This is a genomic window from Microbispora cellulosiformans, from assembly GCF_008728085.1.
GTDB lineage: Bacteria > Actinomycetota > Actinomycetes > Streptosporangiales > Streptosporangiaceae > Microbispora > Microbispora amethystogenes.
This window is the reverse complement of record NZ_VYTZ01000012.1, coordinates 1-15,903: the sequence shown is the minus strand read 5'-3', so window position 1 is coordinate 15,903 and position 15,903 is coordinate 1. Positions and strand designations below refer to the sequence as shown.

The 15,903-nt window shown below is 67.9% G+C and carries 11 protein-coding genes, 1 tRNA gene and 1 pseudogene; 8 read left to right on the top strand and 5 right to left on the bottom strand.

All coding sequences use genetic code 11. The features are described from left to right. The first annotated feature begins 141 nt into the window (after positions 1 to 141). Positions 142 to 214 (top strand) — tRNA-Arg (locus F5972_RS27785). 869 nt (positions 215 to 1,083) lie between these two features. Here F5972_RS27785 and F5972_RS39490 read toward each other — a convergent pair. The 3 genes and pseudogenes from F5972_RS39490 to F5972_RS27770 all read right to left on the bottom strand — a co-directional run. Continuing rightward, positions 1,084 to 2,028 (bottom strand): annotated as a pseudogene (locus tag F5972_RS39490) (recombinase family protein); the annotation flags it as partial. Positions 2,029 to 2,329: 301 nt separating this feature from the next. Continuing rightward, positions 2,330 to 3,349, bottom strand: a complete 1,020-nt coding sequence (locus F5972_RS27775; protein WP_318527638.1) for a DNA-methyltransferase — start codon at positions 3,347 to 3,349, stop codon at positions 2,330 to 2,332. Further along, entirely contained in the window at positions 3,346 to 3,897 is a 552-nt protein-coding gene (locus tag F5972_RS27770) for an XF1762 family protein (RefSeq protein ID WP_150937459.1), read from the bottom strand. The genes F5972_RS27775 and F5972_RS27770 overlap by 4 nt, the downstream gene beginning before the upstream one ends. 220 nt (positions 3,898 to 4,117) lie before the next feature. Here F5972_RS27770 and F5972_RS38405 point away from each other — a divergent pair, with 220 nt between their 5' ends. From F5972_RS38405 to F5972_RS27750, 4 genes are all read left to right on the top strand, one after another. After that, positions 4,118 to 5,401 carry a hypothetical protein gene (locus F5972_RS38405; RefSeq protein ID WP_225311955.1) on the top strand — a complete coding sequence of 428 codons (1,284 nt, stop codon included), beginning with the start codon at positions 4,118 to 4,120 and terminating at the stop codon, positions 5,399 to 5,401. Positions 5,402 to 5,541: 140 nt separating this feature from the next. Next, complete coding sequence (locus tag F5972_RS27760; protein WP_150937457.1) at positions 5,542 to 7,104, top strand: conjugal transfer protein TrbL family protein; 1,563 nt, start codon at positions 5,542 to 5,544, stop codon at positions 7,102 to 7,104. Further along, complete coding sequence (locus F5972_RS27755; RefSeq protein ID WP_150937455.1) at positions 7,101 to 8,039, top strand: PrgI family protein; 939 nt, start codon at positions 7,101 to 7,103, stop codon at positions 8,037 to 8,039. The genes F5972_RS27760 and F5972_RS27755 overlap by 4 nt, the downstream gene beginning before the upstream one ends. Further along, positions 8,036 to 9,787 carry a VirB4 family type IV secretion system protein gene (locus F5972_RS27750; protein WP_150937453.1) on the top strand — a complete coding sequence of 584 codons (1,752 nt, stop codon included), beginning with the start codon at positions 8,036 to 8,038 and terminating at the stop codon, positions 9,785 to 9,787. The genes F5972_RS27755 and F5972_RS27750 overlap by 4 nt, the downstream gene beginning before the upstream one ends. A 20-nt stretch (positions 9,788 to 9,807) precedes the next feature. On the opposite strand, the gene F5972_RS27745 is transcribed toward F5972_RS27750, so the two are convergent. Beyond that, positions 9,808 to 10,566, bottom strand: coding sequence for a nucleotidyltransferase domain-containing protein (locus F5972_RS27745; protein ID WP_225311954.1), 759 nt, complete (start codon positions 10,564 to 10,566; stop codon positions 9,808 to 9,810). A 51-nt stretch (positions 10,567 to 10,617) separates the two neighbouring features. On the opposite strand from F5972_RS27745, the gene F5972_RS27740 reads away from it, so the two are divergent. Genes F5972_RS27740 through F5972_RS27730 form a run of 3 tightly spaced genes read left to right on the top strand, consistent with a single transcriptional unit; the run spans position 10,618 to position 14,320 of the window. After that, entirely contained in the window at positions 10,618 to 12,819 is a 2,202-nt protein-coding gene (locus F5972_RS27740; RefSeq protein ID WP_191910342.1) for a type IV secretory system conjugative DNA transfer family protein, read from the top strand. Beyond that, positions 12,816 to 13,652, top strand: a complete 837-nt coding sequence (locus tag F5972_RS27735; protein WP_111700462.1) for a replication-relaxation family protein — start codon at positions 12,816 to 12,818, stop codon at positions 13,650 to 13,652. Before F5972_RS27740 ends, F5972_RS27735 begins: the two co-directional genes overlap by 4 nt. Next, positions 13,649 to 14,320 carry a C40 family peptidase gene (locus F5972_RS27730; RefSeq protein WP_150937446.1) on the top strand — a complete coding sequence of 224 codons (672 nt, stop codon included), beginning with the start codon at positions 13,649 to 13,651 and terminating at the stop codon, positions 14,318 to 14,320. Before F5972_RS27735 ends, F5972_RS27730 begins: the two co-directional genes overlap by 4 nt. 237 nt (positions 14,321 to 14,557) lie before the next feature. On the opposite strand, the gene F5972_RS27725 is transcribed toward F5972_RS27730, so the two are convergent. After that, positions 14,558 to 15,754, bottom strand: a complete 1,197-nt coding sequence (locus F5972_RS27725) for a hypothetical protein (RefSeq protein WP_150937444.1) — start codon at positions 15,752 to 15,754, stop codon at positions 14,558 to 14,560. Positions 15,755 to 15,903 lie beyond the last annotated feature (149 nt).

Here is a 15,903-nt window from a genome sequence, read left to right as displayed (position 1 = left end):
GGGGCTTCCTGGTGCCAACGACGCCGAGTTGCCATGCCTTTACCGCAGGTCGGCCAACCGATGACCACCCACTTCTCCACCGCACCCCCGGGTGGAGGCGCGAGCGCCCCAACCTTTCGCTAGGCTTACTACCGCACACTTGCCTCCGTAGCTCAGGGGATAGAGCACCGCTCTCCTAAAGCGGGTGCCGCAGGTTCGAATCCTGCCGGGGGCACTCACCAAATCTTCGGCACAGGCGCCTGCCTCCGGCAGGCGCCTGTTTTCGTTTCCGGGAAGTTCTTCTGCCATCGCCGCGACTCCTTTGATCGTCTCGTGGTCCAGAGTGATTCGGATCAACGCCACCCCACGGCCGGCGTCATGGCGGATCTCCAGATGGAAGGCCGTGAACAGCTCGCGCTGGAGCTCTTCGGGCAGCTCAGCGATCTTCGTCTGCAGCATGGGGATCATGTGGAGCAGGTCGGTTTGGTGGTCGCGCGCGGGCGGATTCCCCTCGGCATCGGCAAGCTCCTCCGCCTTGGTCCGGCGCTCGCCTTCCAGCTCCGTGAAGCGGGCCCGCAGACGTTGGCAGAACGCGTCGTCCGCGTCGGTGTCCTCGATCTGAGCGATCAGCCTGTCCTGCTTCCGCGTGATCTCGGTGATGCTCTTCTTGAGCGCACGGCACCGAGACTCCCACTCCTCCTCCGCCTGGCGGCTGTTCTCCGGCAGGTCGGCGGCGAGAAGCTCATGCCGCTGTTGGCCGAAGACGCGTCGTTGAAACAGATCATGAACTGCGTCAACAAGCATGTCTTCGCGAACGCGGACAACCTTTGGGTGGCCAGGGAAACGGTCCTCCCGGCCGTGATGGTTACGGTCGGGCTGGCACACGTAGTAGGCGTCCTGGGCCTTGCGGCGCGTCTCGGTCTGGCCGAACATGCGCCGGTCACAAAGATCGCAATGGACGAAGGAACGCAGCAGGTACGTTCGGCGCGCCTGCGAGTGCCTGTTGAGCTGAGCACCGGAACGCGACGTGTTGCGCGTCCGGCCGACCTTCTGGGCGCTCTCGTAGATCTCCCGGGTGACCAGAGGCTCATGGGTCGGCTGCTCGGACCAGACCCAGGCGCTGGGAGGGTTCAGCATGCTGCGGTTCGTGCCTCGGCGGCTGGTGGTTGCCTTCCGATTCCACACCATGTAACCGGTGTACTTCGGGTTGAGCAGGATCTCCCGGATCCCGGACCGAGACCAGGAATTACGTCCCCGGAAGTTCGGGTTCAGCGACTCAGGCGGTGGATAGCGCTCATGGTCCGCGTTGAGCCGATCGGCGATGTCGCCATACCCCAGCCGTTCCATCACCCGCCATACGAAGATCTGCGTGACGGCAGGGCCACGCAGCGGGTCGGGCACCAACCTGGTCTTGCTCTTGCCGTCCGCCGCCTTGGCCGGGACCGGATGCGGGACCTTCTCCGCCTGGTAGCCGTACGGAGGGCGCCCGATGTTCCAGCCCTGTTGGGTATGGGTGCGGAGGCCGTCCCAGGACGCCTCCATCATCTGGACGGCGTACCACTCGGCGATGCCCTGCTTGACCCGGCGGGTGAGGATGGCCGTGGCACGTTTGCCGTTGAGCGTGATCGGCTCGTCGGCCGCGAAGAGAGCGACCCCGAGTTGTTCGAGCTCATGCTCGATCTTCGTCCCATAGAACGTGCGGCGAGAGATCCGGTCGATGGACTCGCAAATGACCGCGTCGAACCGGCGGTTCGGCCGGGCGGCTTCCGCCAGCAGGTCCTGAATCCCGCCATCCCGAGGAATGGGAATCGTGAAGCGCTCGTGGGCGGTGCTGTGGCCGCGGTCTTCCAGGTTCTTGCGGCCCGACTCGATGTCGTAGAAGTGAGCGACGATCAGGGCGCCGGGCGGCAATGCCGCCCGGCTGTTGCTGAGCTGACGAGGCAGAGAGAGCGTCGGGTCCTGTAGATCCTCGGTCGAGGTTCGTCCGCACCAAGCGACACGTAGCCCGTCGAAGGGGTCCTCGCGTGCCTTGCTCTCCCATCCGCCCACCAGCCTTACCCCCTTGCATCCTCAGCGGTCATCCAGAGCAGGATCTTGTAGATGGCACGCGCCTGGGTGGCCCGCAGTCCTCTGCCCTGCTCCCCGGAAAGCGTGACGACCTGATATTCGATCGTCAGCGGCTGCGGCTCTGCCGTCCCTGACCGTGCAGATGAACCCTCGGCTGCCGGACGAGGCTCTTCATCCACAGTAATCAGAGGACCGGCTGCCCGACTCGCCCTTCCGGGCCCTGCAGAGTACGCCGCTGAGGCTGGTTCGGGAGGCTCTGAGCAGGCCCTTTGTGGCTGCCCGGTCACCCTCTCCTCCTGCCGGGAGTGCCTTCGTCTTGAGTGACGAGGAGCCGGGTTCGGGCGAGTTCGCAGTAGTCGGCATTGAGCTCGATGCCGACGAACCTCCGCCCGATCTGCCGCGCGGCGATGCCGGTGGTGCCGCTGCCGGTAAACGGGTCCAGCACGGTGCCGCCGGGGCGGCAGCCGGCGGCAATGGCCCTGAGCGGAATGTCGACCGGGAACGCCGCGAAGTGCGCCGCCCGCAGTGGCCGGGTGGGGATCGACCAGACGTCCCCGGGGTTCCTGCCGTTGGGGTGCGCGGCGGCATGCCGTGCACCTGTGGGTCGCATTGCCGCGCCGTGCCGTGGGCCGGCCGACTCCTCCCCGTACTTGCCGCTCGGAGGCCAGGCCGTTGTGATGCTGTTCGGCTTGTTGCCCCCGGAGCGTGCCCGTCTGCTGATCGGTCGGTCGCCGGTGTAGGGCTGACGGACCGGGTCGAGGTCGAACCAGTACCGCTGCTGTTTGACGAGCAGGAAGATCAGCTCGTACCGGTTGGACATCCGGTCCCGGACGGACTGCGGCATCGCGTTCGGCTTGCTCCACACGATGGCGTTGCGGAGGATCCAGCCGTCCTCCTGCAGGGCGAAGGCAACCCGCCACGGCATGCCGAGCAGGTTCTTCGGCGGTACGGCCAGCCGGGCCTTGGGCCGTACCTCGGGCTGGCGCGGGTTGTAGTCCCTGCCCCGCGCCCAGCCGTCGGAGTTGGCCGCGTAGCAGTCCCCGAGGTTCAGCCAGCAGGTGCCGTCATCGGCGAGAACCCTCCGGGCCTCGGCGAAGGTGGCCCCGAGGTTCTCCACGTACGCCTCCGGCGTGGGCTCCTGCCCGTACTGGCCCTCGCAGTAGTACCGGAGGCCCCAGTACGGCGGGCTGGTGACGATGCAGTCCACCGAGCCCTCATCCATCTCGGCCAGCACCGCACGCGCGTCCCCGTGGTAGATCGTCGCGTGCTCGTCGCGCCAGTACGGCTCACGCAGCTCACTCATGCGCGACCTCCGGCGACCCGGATCTCCCACAGGACGCGGGCGACCTCGCCGGTACGGCTGGTGTCCCATCCGAGCGGGCTGGGGACCAGCCGGAAGCCGGCCGCGCAAAGGCTGGTGCCGGGCTCGTCGATACGGGTGTAGGCGAGCAGACGCCGATAGCCCTGAGCCTGGGCGGTCCGCCAGGCGGCACCCAGCAGGGCCGAGCAGGCGTTGGGCGTGCCATCAGTGGACAGGCAGACGAGCTCTGCCGTGCTGCCGTCGTCGAAGACCCAGAAGGTGGGCCTGTCGACGAAGGCGACGCCGACCAGGGTTGTGTTGCTGGTCTGGACACCGATGACGAACTCCGCCGCGGCCGGTGGGGCGAGGTAGCGGTGCGTCCAGGCGGTGAACGCCCGCGCGGTTTGTACCGCGACCGGCGAAATCAGCAGACGCGGCTTTTTCGTTGTGGCTAGGCCGCCGCTGCCGGCGTTCTTCTGGATGCCATTCCTTTTCTCCATTGATTTGTCGGGACACGTTTTCCGGATGCGGGCCGCCGAGGCCGTGAGCACGGCTCCGTGGCGTGTGACCAGGTAAGCAGCAGGCTCAGAGTCTGCTCAGAAGCCGGGCGGCTGAGCTCAGGAGGTCGCGCTCAGAAGCCGCCGAGTTACTCAGGATGCCGAGGCTCTGAGAAATTCCTGAGCGACTACCCAGCTTTTCTCTGAGCCGTTTCTGAGGCGGTGCGTACACCGGTTTCGAGACCACGAACTCCTTCTCGACCCGGAGCACGACATGAGCGCGCATCGCCTCACCGAATCACCCCTGGACACCGCGGAGACGTCATTCCGGTTGCTGACTGTCGGCCCGGGCGCCTTGTCTCTGGACTGCACGGCACTCGCCCCCGGCCTGCCCCGGGGGCCGGTCTGCCTGCGGGAGCTGCGCGTGCTACTCACAAGCAGGACCGTCACTGACGAGGCGCGGGATGCTGTCTGGCGGGAGCTGGTCGCACGCGCCCAACAGGCCGGCTCGACCTGGACGGTCGCGGCCGTCGGCATGGCCATGCCGGCCCTGCGCACGATCGCGATAGCGCTGGCCCGCGACCTGGTCCGCGGAGACCCCGTGGACGTCGATATCGCGATCATGGCGGGCTTCCTGCGATCCCTGCATCGTGTGGACACCGCCCTGCCCCACATCCGCGCTCGGCTGTGCGAGGCAGCCCGCTTCGCGGGTGAGCGCACCCGCCGTCACATCGAGGCCACGGCCGAGCGCCGTTGTGCGGCCGGCGAGCCGATGCCTCCCCCGCGTCCCTGGTACCACCCCGATCTGGTGCTGATCGACGCGGTGGCCCAAGGCGTACTCAGCGGGCTCGACGCCGAGTTGATCAGCCTGACGCGGCTTGAGGACGTGCCGCTGCGGGACCGTGGCCCGGTCAGCGGGCAGCAGAACCGCCGGGAGCTGCCACTGATCAACGTCCTGCGGCGGGAGGAATCCGAACCCGCCACCTTTCCCCTGACCGCTTCTCCGATCCCGGGAGAAGCGCACTCGGCTTCCGCGCGGAGCCAGGGAACTCCGGATGCGCAAACAGCAACCGACCCGAAGGGAGGCAGGGACACAACCCCTGGCTCCGCGCGGTTCTCTCCCAACCACCCCTCAGTCGTGGCCCGCTGTCACCGGGCCGCCCGGCAGCGGCACCCGGTACGGCATGCCAGCGGCAGCCGTCCCTGCCGCAGGAGACCATCCTCGCGGGGGATCGCCGCCTGGGGCCTGGCCACTGCGGCAATCGCCATCCTCGTTATTGCCGCAGTGGCAACCGCCGCCTTCGCGGCTTCCCCGGTGGCCGCCGCTCCGTCGGATCTCAATGCGGTCTTCACGAACCTACGCAACTGGCTGATCGGCCTGCTGGCGACGCTGGCCACGCTGATGCTGACCATCGGCGGGCTTCGCTACCTCGTCGCCGGCGGTGATCCCGGCGAGGTCCAGAAGGCCAAAGCGGCGTTGAAGGCGGCAGCCTTCGGCTACGCGCTGGCCGTGCTGGCTCCGCTCTTCGTGAGCATCCTCAAGCGCGTCGTGGGGTGAGAGCGATGGCTTCCTCGTCCCGACCCAGGGTCACCGGCTCAGCCAACGTCAGTCGGCCCGACGCCTCGTTCCGCGCTGCCGCCATTTCTCGGCCCGTTGCCGGTGCGGCAGTCGTTCGCCTCTCATTGCCACGCACGGCCGTGCTACTGGTCATCACGGCGGCCGTCGTCACGGTGTCGGTTGCCGCCATGGCGGCAACCGCGAGCGCCACTCCAGTGCCGTCTCCTTCGCCCTCACCGTCGCTGCCCGGACCAGTCGACATCCCGGTCGACAGTCCCGGATTCGGATTCGGCATCGGCGACTGGATCAACGGCCAGATCAATTCCTGGTTCGCCAATCTGGTCGCGCTCGCGATCAAACCGCTGCTGGACGTGCTAGCCGCGACACTGCTGGCGACCCCGGACGTGTCCGGCAACGGCAGGGTCTTCGACCTGTGGAAAGCGACCGCGGCCATCGCGAACACCGGATTCGTCCTGCTGGCCACGATCGGTGCGATCACCGCGATGGGGCATGAGACGGTCCAGACCCGATACGCGGTCAAAGAGGTCCTGCCGCGCCTGTTCGTCGCGGTCTTGGCCGTCAACGTCAGCTTCGGCATCTGCGGCAAGGCCATCGAACTTGCCAACACCCTGTCACACGCGCTGCTCGGCCAGGACTTCGATGAAAGGCGCGCGGCGGCGACCCTGCGCCTCCTGGTTGTCGTCCCCGGCCAGCAGGAGATCTTCTACATTCTGCTCGCGCTGGTCGCGGTCATCTTGCTGATCCTGTTGCTGATCGCGTTCGTCATGCGGGCCGCGCTGATAGTGCTGCTGGTGGTCGCCGCGCCGCTCGCTCTGGCCTGCCTGGCGCTGCCGTACACCGACGGGCTGGCCCGGTTCTGGTGGCGAGCCTTCACGGGGCTGTTGATCGTGCAGGTGGCTCAGTCGCTCACGCTGGTCATGGCGGTACGGATCTTCTTCAACCAGGACGGCCGTCTCCTGCTCGGGCTGATGCCGACCGGGCAGCTCGTGAATCTGGTCCTCGTCCTGTGCCTGCTGATCATCTTGGTGCGCATCCCGGGCTGGGTTTCCCGGCGCGTTTTCGCCCAGACCGCCGGCCGTGGCTCAACGGTCACGCGGATCGTCAAGTACGCCTTGGCCTACAAGCTCACCTCTCCGGTCATGAACGCTCTGCACCTCGGCAGAGGTGCACGCGGCGGCAGGGGTTCAGGCAGGGCCAAGGGTGCGACCTTCGCGATGGCGAGCAGGGCGCTGCCCACGCTCGCCGCAGGTCCCGCCGGTACGGCTGCCTCTACCACAGCGACCACCGCCTCCGCGGCCAGGGGCGGCACCGGCCAGGCCCACCACGCGCCCGGGGTGGCTCGCCGTCCCGGCGATCCTGGCAACTGGCAGCCCGGGCCGGTCAAGCATGCCCCGTCCTCGCCACCGGGTCAGGGCAGGTACCCAATGCCGCTGCGGCCGTCGGTACCGATTCCCCCCACCGTGCCCGTGTATGGCTACCCGCGCGAGATCTACTACGCGAACGGCCCGGCAGGGCTCGCGCAGATGTACTGGCTCCGCACCCAATCCACTCCATCGACCTCTGGACGGCCAGTCCAGGCACCCGGTGCGTCGGCTCCCGGCGGATTCGACCGCCCCCAGAACCCTGGCCGTCGTGGGCCGCAGCGGCATGGACGCCCGCCCGGGGGTGGTGACAACCGATGAGCTGGGTGCAGCCGGTACGCATCCCCGCCGATGTGGACCAGGAGGACCGGATCGTCGGCGGCTTCACCGCCCGTCAGGTGGCCATCCTCGGAGGCTCCGCGGGCCTGCTGTACGCCGCCTACATGCTCCTCGGAGAGCACGTGCCTCTGGTGATGTACGGCGTCGGGGCCCTGCCGATCGCGCTGACCGGCATCCTGCTGGCGGTCGGACGGCGTGACGGTGTGAGTCTCGACCGATACGTGCTGGCCGCGCTCCGCCACCAGCGTTCTCGGAAGGATCTGGTCTCCGCATCGGAGAGCATTCCTTCGGATCCCGCCTGGATAGCCGCCAGGTCCGTTCCCCGGCCGGCACCGCTGCACCTTCCCGCGCGAGGAGTGGCCGATGACGGGCTCATCGATCTCGGGCCAGACGGAGTTGCCGCCCTGGCGGAGGTGTCCACGGTCAGCTTCGCCCTTCGGACACCGGACGAGCAGGACGCCCTCGTCTCGGGGTTCGGCCGCTGGCTCAACTCACTGTCCGGCCCGGTCCAGATCCTCATCCGTGCCGCGCCGGTGGACCTCAGCGAGGCGATCAACAGCTTGGTGGACAACGCTCGTGCGCTTTCTCACCCCGCGCTGACGGCCGCCGCGCACGAGCACGCGGCCTTCCTCACCGGCCTTTCGGTCCGGCACGACCTGCTGCGCCGCCAAGTCCTGCTGATCGTTAGGGAGCCCTGCGCCGAAGCGGGCGGCCGGGACGCGGCATCGGCCCGGGCGCTGCGCCGCCTGGAGGAGGCCGCCCGATTGTTGGCGGGCTGCGGACTCACCGTCCGCCCGCTGGACGCCCCGGCCACACGGGCGTTGCTCGCCTCCTGCTTCGACCCCGCCGGCCCGCTGCTATCCACCGACCAACTCGCGACCCCGGGCGAGGTCATCAGGACAGGAGGACACCAGTGAAGCTGTTCCCACACAGGCGCACGGCCCTCGCCACCAGGTTCGGGCCGGACGCGATCCAGGTCCGGCCGCGGGACCTTCGAGTAAGCGGCGGTCTGTGCGCCACCCTGGCCATCAGCGGATACCCGCGGGAGGTCACACCCGGCTGGCTGGAGCCGTTGCTGACCTATCCCGGTCGCCTGGATGTGTCGCTTCATGTCGATCCGGTCCCGTCCCAGGTCGCCGCCGACCGGCTGCGCAAGCAGCTCGCGCGTCTGGAATCCGGGCTGCGCAGCGACCAGCAGCACGGCCGGCTTCTGGATCCCGGAGCGGAGGTCGCGGCAGAAGACGCCCAGGATCTCGCCTCCCGCATCGCGCGCGGTCAGGCCAAGTTGTTCCGCGTCTCGATCTATCTCACCGTCCACGCGGCCACCCAGGATGAGCTGGACGAGGCGTGCGCGCAGGTACGAGCGCTGGCCGCGTCGCTGTTGCTGGATGCCCGGCAGGTCGCGTTCCGACAGCTTCAGGGCTGGGTGTCCTCGCTGCCGCTGGCCTTTGACAACCTGACCGTCAACCGTACGTTCGACACCCCGGCGCTCGCGGCGGCGTTTCCGTTCACCAGCCCGGACCTGACCACCGAACTGGGACCGACCGCCGTCCTGTACGGCGCCAACGCCGCCAGCCCGTCCCTCGTCGCCTGGGACCGATTCGCCCAGCCCAACCACAACTCGGCCATCATCGCCAGCAGCGGAGCCGGGAAGTCCTATCTGGCCAAGCTGGAAGCGCTGCGATCCCTCTACGCCGGGGTCGAGGTCGCGGTCATCGACCCCGAAGACGAATACGCCCGCCTGTGCACGGCCCTCGGTGGCGCCTACCTCCACTTGGGCGCGCCGAACGTCCGGCTCAACCCGTTCGACCTGCCCCTTGAGGGGCGGCGGGACGGGGACCCGCTGACCCGGCGGTCGCTTTTCCTGCACACGCTGGTCGCGGTCATGCTCGGCGGGCCGCTGGACCACGCCGGTAAGGCGGCACTCGATCGGGCGATCCTCGCCACCTACAAGCAGGCCGGGATCACCTTCGACCAGCGCACATGGAAGAAGCGCCCTCCCCTCATGAGCGATCTGGCAAACGCGCTTACCAGAGACGACGACCCCAAGGCCGCCGGGATAGCGGCAGGCCTCGCGCCGTACGTGACCGGCAGCCACCGCCAGCTCTTCGACGGCCGCACCACCACCCAGCCCGACTCCCACCTGGTCGTCTTCTCCCTCCGGGACCTGCCCGAGGAGCTTAAGGCCGTCGGCACCCTGCTCACCCTGGACGCCGTCTGGCGAAGGGTCTCCGACCCACGCAACCGCCGCCCGCGCCTGGTCGTGGTCGACGAGGCATGGCTGCTCTTGAAGGACCCCGAGGGCGCCAAGTTCCTGCTCCGGATGGCGAAGGCGGCCCGCAAGCACTGGGCCGGGCTGTCGGTGGTCACCCAGGACGCCGCCGACCTGCTCGGCTCCGACATCGGCCAGGCGATCATCGCCAACTCCGCCACACAGATCCTGCTGCGGCAGGCTCCCCAGGCAATCGACGCGGTCAGCGACGCATTCGGCCTGTCCGACGGCGAACGCCACCTCCTACTCTCCGCCGAGCGCGGCTTCGGCCTGCTGGCCGCGAACTCCGGCGCGTCCCGGGTGGCCTTCCAGGTCCTGGCGAGCGAGCAGGAACACCGCCTGGTCACCTCCTCGCCCCGAGAACTCGCCGAGTACGCGGAGGACGACCTGTGAACATCTCATTCCGCCGGCGGCTAATTCGCCTGCAGACGCTCACGCCATGGGTGGTCACCCTGCTCGACCGCAAGAGCTTCATCCAGCCAGCGGCGCCGCACGCGGTCCAGTGTCGGCAGGACCTCGGCGAAATCACGCTCGTCCTTCGGACGCGGGCTCTTGGCCTTGAACAGCAACTGCACCTCCGGTGCGATCCGCACGACTCCGTTCTCGCGGATTGTCAGCGTCGGCAGCGGGCGGCGGATCCGTGCGTCACGCCGGTACACCCACACGTCGTCCTCCGCCACATCCAGCATCACCTGGAACCGCCACGGCCCGTCGGAATGCTCACGCGCCCAGATGTCGTGTACATGGTCCGGCAGCGCCTCACCGACCGGCCACGGCCGCAGCGTTCCCGGCGGATCGGCCGCATGCACGTCCCAACCAGCCAGCAGCGCACGCACGGACAACTGGTCACGGTGCAGCACCGAGATGTCCACATCCCCGTGCTCCCGGAAGGAGCGGCCGACCGCCAGCTCTATCGCGTACCCGCCGCTCACCCACCACGAAGCGGCGAAGCCCTGGAACAGCGTGACCACCTCGGCCAGCGACGCCGGCTCCCACGGCCCCCACGGTGTCTCCGTCCTCGGCACCAGCTCATCATCACCCAGCAGGGCGGGTGAAGCATGCTCTACGACCCGGATGCCTTTCTGGACTGGCTGCTGGCCTGGATAAACGGCCGCGTCTGGCAGCTCGCCCTCGCACTCTCGGCCGCCGCGATCACCCTCGAACTGCTCCACGTCCTGGTCGTACGGCTCCGCCACCGCGCCGCGACGAACGGAGCACGATGCGTGGAGATCTTCGCCCCGCCCACGGCGGACATGGCGGGTGCCGAGGCACTGTGGGGCAACATACTCGGATTGCTGCGCCCGGCCTGGAAGCGCACCCTGTTCGGCCAGCCGCATCTGGCCTTCGAGTACGTCTTCGGCAGCGGCGGAGTCCGGATCCGGATGTGGGTCCCCGGCACGGTCCCTCAGCACCTGGTGGACCACGCGATCGAAGCCGCGTGGCCGTCCGCCCGGACCACCGTCGTGGAGGCCGCTCCGCCGATACCGCTCAGCGGACAGGCCATCGGCGGACACTTGGTGATCGCACGCAGTGAGCGGCTGCCGCTCCGGCACGACCAGGACCACGACCCTCTCCGCGCCCTCCTCGGAGCCGCGGTGGGCATGCCTGGCTGGCAGCACTCCGCCGTACAGATTCTCGCCAGGCCCGCGACCGGCCGCCGCCTTACCGGCGGCGCCGGCAGTATTCCTGTCTTCCTGCTGCGAGCCGGACTCGACCTCTTCGCACCGGGCCCGACTCGCACTCACCACAAGCCGAACCACGGGGTACAGGATCACGCTGCCCGTCTGGAGCAGTACGCCGAGGCCCGCGCTATGAGGGACAAGGCCCTACAACCCCGGTACGAGGTCGCCGTCCGCTACGCCGTCCAAGGCGACGAAGGCAAGGACCGGGCGGCGCGCAAGGCCCGCCGGAAGATCATCCGAGGCCGTGCGCATGCGATCGCTTCGGCATTCGCTCTGTTCTCCGGGCACAATCACCTGGAGCGGCGCCGCCTGCCGCTCCCCGCTCGCCACTTCGCCTCCCGCCGATTCGGACGCGGCTACCTCCTGTCGGTCCCCGAGCTGGCCGCACTCGCACATCTGCCAATGGATCCCGCCGTACCCGGGCTACAACGAGCCGGAGCGAACACGGTGGCTCCTTCGCCGCAGGTCGCCCAGAACGGAAAGGTGCTCGGCCTGGCCGACGCCGGTCACGAGCGGCCGGTCGCTCTGCGTGTGATCGATTCCTGCCACCACGTGCACGTCCTCGGCCCGAACGGCACCGGCAAGAGCACGCTGCTGGCGCAGATGATCATCTCCGACATCCAGGCGGGGCGCGGCGTCGCCGTCGTCGACGCGAAGGGCGACCTCGTCGCCGACCTGCTCGGCCTCATCCCCGAAGAAGCAGGCGAGCGCATCGCTCTGATCGACCCGGACGACCGCCAACCCCGGCCGGCACTCAACGTGCTGAGCGGCCCAGACCTGGAAACTCTCGTGGACAACCTCGTCGGCATCTTCCACAAGATTTACGCCGATTCCTGGGGCCCACGCAGCGACGACATCCTGCGCGGCTGCGCTCTCACTCTCTCTCGCAACGGCGGAATTCTCGCCGACATCCCCGCGCTACTCACCGATCCCCTCTACCGCAAGCAGCTCACCGAACGCCTCAACGATCCTTTCCTGCTGGGATTCTGGAACTGGTACGAGCACCTGTCCGAGCAGGCCCAAGCGCACGTCACCGCGCCCATCATGAACAAGCTGCGGGCGTTCCTGCTCCGTCCTTTCGTCCGGGACATCCTCGGCTCGGCCCAGTCCACCTTTGACGTCGGCGACGTCCTGGACGGAAAGATCCTGCTCGCGCGGCTGCCCAAAGGCGTGCTCGGCGACGACACCGCACGCCTGCTCGGCTCGCTTCTGTTGGCCCAGGTCTGGCAGGCCGCCTCCCACCGCGCGCGCCTGGGCCGCAGCCGCACGCCGTCCGCGCTGTACGTGGACGAGACGCAGAACTTCTTGAACCTCCCGCACGCTCTGTCGGACATGCTCGCCGAGGCCCGCGCGTACCGGCTCTCCATGGTGCTCGCCCACCAGCACCTGGCGCAGCTTCCCCGCGACCTGTGTCAGGCGGTCAGCTCCGACGCTCGCAACAAGATCTACTTCTCGCTCTCGCCAGAGGACGCCCGCGAAGTTGAGCACCACTTCAGCCCGTACCTGACCCGGCACGATCTTGCCAATCTCGGCGCCTTCCAGGCCGCTGCCCGCCTGATTGTCCGCTCCGCCGAGACCCCGCCTTTCACCTTGCGCACCCGGCCACTGCCCATCCCCGACCCCGACCTGGCACGACGCGTCCGCGCCGCCGCCGCCAGAGCCCACGGCCGGCCCCTCGCCCAGCCCGAAGTGCTTCCGCACAACGACCCACGACAGCGGCCCAGAAACGGAGAGAACACATGAATCAGCACTACACACCGGGCGTCCTGGCCTCGCTTGCCACCCTGCTGACCAGCCGCGACCGCCACCTGCTGCGCCTGGTCTGGACCCATAAGGTCCTGACCGGCCATCAGATCACCCACATCGCCTTCGACAACCCGATCACCGCACGGCACCGCTTGGTGAGGCTGCATCGCATCGGCGTCTTGGACCGCTTCCGGCCCAAGCCACCCGTCGGTTCAGCGCCCTGGCACTACGTGCTCGGTGAAACCGGCGCCGCCGTACTCGCCACTGAGGACGGCGTCGACCTGAGCGAGTTCGGCTACCGCCGCGACCGCGCCCTGGCCGTGGCCTACAGTCAGCGTCTCGCCCACAGCGTCGGCGTCAACGACGTCTTCGCCCGCCTTTACGGCGCCGCCCGTGAGGCGAATGGGTGCCTCCTGGAGACCTGGTGGCCAGAGACGCGCTGTGCCGCCCAGTGGGGCAAGCACGTCCGCCCCGACGCCTACGGCAGGTGGACCGAGAACGGCCACACCGTCGACTTCTTCCTCGAGTACGACACCGGCACCGAGACCCTCGACCGGGTGCTGGCCAAGCTGCACGGCTACGCCGCACTGACGGCGGCCACCGGAATCACCACCCCCGTACTGTTCCTGACCGCCTCCAGGCGAAGGGAGAGCAGCCTTCACGGCCGGCTCCAGCTCCGTGCGGCTCAAACCGGGGTGCCGTGCGCGACGGCCGTCGCCGGGGCTGACCCGCAGGGCCCCATCTGGCTGCCCCATAACCACCGAGAAGCACGCCTGCGCCTGGCCGAACTCGCCGATCACTGGCCTCAGCCCGCAGCGGAGCACCCTTGATCGAAGAAGACGCATTGGCGAAGATCCTCGCCGCAGGCGCCAGCCTCGTGGCAGGGATTGTCCTCTTCATAGGACTGGCAGGAGGCGCGCGGTACGCGGCCATCTCGGCCAGCGCGGTCTGTGACAACCTCAGTCCCTCGGTGTCCGAGCTGAGATCGACGCAGCCCCGAGAAACACCGCCCGGGGCCGCCGGTCTGTGCGCGGAACTATCGTCCGGAGAGATTCCGGCAGAGGCGCTGGCTGGAGCGGAGCGCGGGATTATCGCCGTTCAGGCGGCGTTGCACATGCGCGGCACCCCGTACTCGTGGGGAGGCGGCGGGCCGGCCGGACCGAGCTTTGGCATCGGTCGCGGCGCCGGAACGCGAGGATTCGACTGCTCCGGACTGGCCGAATACGCCTGGGCCAGGGCCGGGGCGCGGATCGGCGGCGACACCTCCGCGCAGTGGAACGCGGGGATCCACGTGCTCAGAAGTCAGATAAGGCCAGGAGATCTGATCTTCTTCGCCTCCGACCCGGCTGACCCCGCGACGATCCACCATGTCGGCATCGCGATCGACGCGACCCGCATGGTCCACGCGCCGTTTACCGGCAGCACCGTGCGCGTCGACACCTGGGCAGGTGTACCAAGCCGGGAGCGAGAGTTCATCGGCGTCGTCAGGCCCGCGTGACGTGAGTTTTCAAAAGTATGACCGTTTCTTACAACCTAAGCAGTACGCTGGTTCGCAATCAGCAGGCAGGCGGACAGCGGCAGCAGCGGAGCCAGCCGTGCGGGGGTCGGAGCCCATCAATGCTTAGGCGTCTTTCGGATCGAAGCTAAGAGATCTGGGGACGTCTAGGGGGCAATAGGAGGCCCGCCTCGCCGAGGAGGCCAGGAATACAAATGGTTGGGATATTGGGACTCCACCCTATATAGGGTCTGTGGGGTAGGCGAGCGACGGATCTCCGTGGATTACCTCTCGAATGACCAAACGGCCCTCTCCCCAAGCGATGAGTTTGTCGAAGGCTTTTGGACTTACCGCCAGTATCGTGCCCCGAGTGCGCGGCCAAGGCAGATAGTAGTCACTAGTCTGGTAGTGGTTACGCCAGGTAATCATGACCAAGGCGGGTCCGGTGTCATCGTGAAGTACGAATGGCTCCTCGCCTGGCTGAAGGCCAAGTACCAGCTTCAGCCGAAGAGTCGGGACGAGAAGTGGGCTATGCACGCCGAGGCCGTTCGGCGTGTCGGCCAGGTAGTCACCCTCAAGGTCCATTCCAATCAGTGGAAGGCTCGTCTTGGGCGCAATGCTGTTAAGCAGCGGGGGCGTGGGAACGAACCAGTTTGCTGTGGTATCGCTAGCGAAGGGGCGGCTATTGAGTCCTGCCGAATCGTCGGGCTGCCGCAGTTCTAGCGCGTGATCACGGCCCGACTGTCGCAGGAGGTCGGTCTTCTCTGGCCAAACCGGCAACACCGTGTGCTCCTCGACCGAGGCGATTATCCGCCAGTGACGGAAGCGGCCGGCAGGAACGGTGCCGCAGAAGCCTTCGAGGGCTGGTGACGCCACCGTTATGAGCAGGTCAGCGTCGGCCGATCGTCGCTCTTGTCCTGCGGCTAAGGCGATATCGCGCGCTTGGAGCCAGATCGGGTCTCTTGCTCCCGGTGGCGCAATGATGTTTGGGCGGGGTTGGCGGGTGCGTTCGATCGCGAGAGGCAATGAGGGGTCGTTAAGCAAGACGTGGGCCAGCGTGTGCTCCCATGAGGCAGGGTCGGCGGGAGGTCTTCCTGCGGCAAGGAGGGCTGAGCGACCACCGGCTGCGGCCCGTTGCAGGGTGTCCTCCACCAGCGCGTGGCGGCCTATGAACGCATCAGCCCAACGCTTGTGGTTGGTGTCAGCTAGTTCCTGTGCTTCACGATCGATCTTCTTCATGAGGTCCGTGTCCCTCATCGCCGCTTCAACGCGTGCGATGACGGCGCGGCTGATGTAGGGCAGCAAATCCTCGGCTGCCGTTAGCCTGTAGCCGGCCGCGGCACCTACCAATTCGGCCGCTTCCTCGCTGCCTGGCTCGTCTCCGGCAGGCCGCCACAACATTCTCGTGGCGAGAAGAGCTGCGTCGGGGGCTGTCATGGGCGGTGGGGCGGCCCGGTCGCCTAGGGCCTGTATCAAAGTCGATCAGAGCCATTCGTTGAGTGCGGCGACGAGGATCGTGGCTTCGTAGCGCACGGCGAGCTTGTCGTAGCGGGTGGCGACGGCCCGGTGGCGTTTGAGCCGGTTGA